Genomic DNA, 1999 nt, shown 5'->3' on the forward strand with positions numbered 1-1999 from the left:
AGGCGGCGCTGCGTGCGCCGCAGCTGGGTGTCGCAGCCCCGGTTGCCGCCGCTTACGCCGCAGCGGCGACCGCACACGCGAGGCTCCTGATCGCTTTGAACGAGCAGATAGCCGCGCTGGAGGAGCAGGTGAGCGCGCATTTTCTCGCGCACCCGGACGCTGAGATCTACCTGTCGATGCCCGGCATCGGCGAGATCACCGGCGCCCGGGTGCTGGCTGAGTTCGGGGACGACCCAACCCGCTATGCATCCGCGAAGGCCCGCAAGAACTACGCCGGCACCAGCCCGATCACCCGCTCCTCCGGCAGGACCCACGCGGTCCATGCCCGCCACGCACGCAACGACCGCCTCGCCGACGCCCTCCACAAGCAGGCGTTCTCTGCGATCAACACCTCACCCGGCGCCCGCCGCTACTACGATAAACAACGCGCCCGCGACGCCGGTTACAACCCCGCCCTGCGCCAGCTCGGCAACCGCCTCGTCGGCATCCTCCACGGATGCCTCAAGACCCGAACCCTCTACAACGAAGCCACCGCGTGGTCACACCACGCAACCCTCGCCGCAACCGCTTGACACCCCTACACCATGGGATGTCTGACCTGGGAAAACAGTCACGACGAAGGAGGACCGGATGGAGATAACCGGGTTACCGACGCCAGTGTTCTGTGGCGTGGACTGGGCCGAAGACCATCACGACATCGCACTGGTCGACGCTGACGGAAAGCAACTCGCCAAGGTGCGGATTGGCGATGACGCTGGAGGGTTTACCCAGCTCACCGACCTGCTGGCCGAGCATGGCGACAGCGAGGATGTCCCGATCCCGGTGGCGATCGAGACGTCCTGGGGACTGCTTGTCGCCTGCCTGCGGGCCACCGGTCGGCCGGTCTTCTCGATCAACCCGCTGGCAGTCGCCCGCTACCGGGACCGCCACTCCGTCGCCCGCAAGAAGTCAGACGCCGTCGACGCTGCGGCCCTGGCCAACATCCTGCGAACCGACATGGCCGCCCACCGGCCGCTGCCGGCGGACTCCGAGCTCGTTCAGGCCATTGCCGTGCTCGCCCGGGCCCGCGGCCAGGCCCACAACAAGCTTCGCTCTCAGCTCAGAGAGTTCTACCCAGCGATCCTCGACGCCTTCGCCCAGCACAAGCACGGACTGTATTCAAGGAAAGCCCTCAGCATCCTGACCGCAGCACCGACCCCCACCACGGCTGCGAAACTGACACGGCGGCGCCTGCAATCGCTGATCAAGCAGGCCGGCCGGGTCCGCGGCATCGAGGCCGAAGCCGAAAGGCTCCACGAGGTCTTCCAACGCGACCACCTCCACCAGCTCCGCCAGATCGAGGTGGCTCTTGGGCACCAGACTTCCGCTCTGCTCAGGCAGCTGAACACCGCCTGCGACAACGCTGAGCAACTCGAAGAAGCTGTCACGCAGGCCTTCGAGGAGCATCCGGATGCACCTGTCATCCGGAGCTTTCCGGGGTCTCGCCTCACTGACCGGCGCCGGGTCCTGGCGGAGATCGGCGATGACCGGACCCGATTCGCCAGCGCAGGACCATTGAGGGCCTACACGGGAAGCGCCCAGTTACCAGGGCCAGCGGCAAGAGCTGCAAGGTCATGAGCCGGAAGGTCAAGAACCAGCGACTGGCCGCCGTCGGCTACGTCCGGGCCTTCGTCTCTCTCACCCGTTCACCAGGCGCCAGAGCCCACTACGACCGGCGGCGAGCAGTCGGCGACCGTCACGTCGCCGCGCAGCGGAATCTCTTCAACCGCTTCATGGGCATGCTGTTCCGCTGCCTCCAGAACGGTCACACCTACGACGAAGCCATCGCTTTCCCACAGCCGTCAGCCGGACACTACCGCAGCGGCAGCTTGACGCTTATGCGCGTGGGATGTCTTGTCCGCCAGGACGGGCCTTGACCCCTGATCTTGGACACACGAGACACTGGATCCTGAGGATCTGAGAACGGACATCTCGTGGTCATGAAGAACTATCCGCCACA

Annotated in this window: 1 protein-coding gene and 1 pseudogene; both read left to right on the forward strand. The window is 66.0% G+C overall.

The features are described from left to right. Positions 1–572: transposase (locus tag ABZ624_RS42840; RefSeq protein ID WP_360101146.1), on the forward strand; the 572-nt coding region annotated here is incomplete at its 5' end. A gap of 58 nt (positions 573–630) precedes the next feature. Next, a pseudogene (locus tag ABZ624_RS42845) lies at positions 631–1916 on the forward strand (IS110 family transposase). Positions 1917–1999: the final 83 nt, after the last annotated feature.

The organism is Streptomyces sp. NPDC007205 (assembly GCF_040634095.1).
GTDB lineage: Bacteria > Actinomycetota > Actinomycetes > Streptomycetales > Streptomycetaceae > Streptomyces.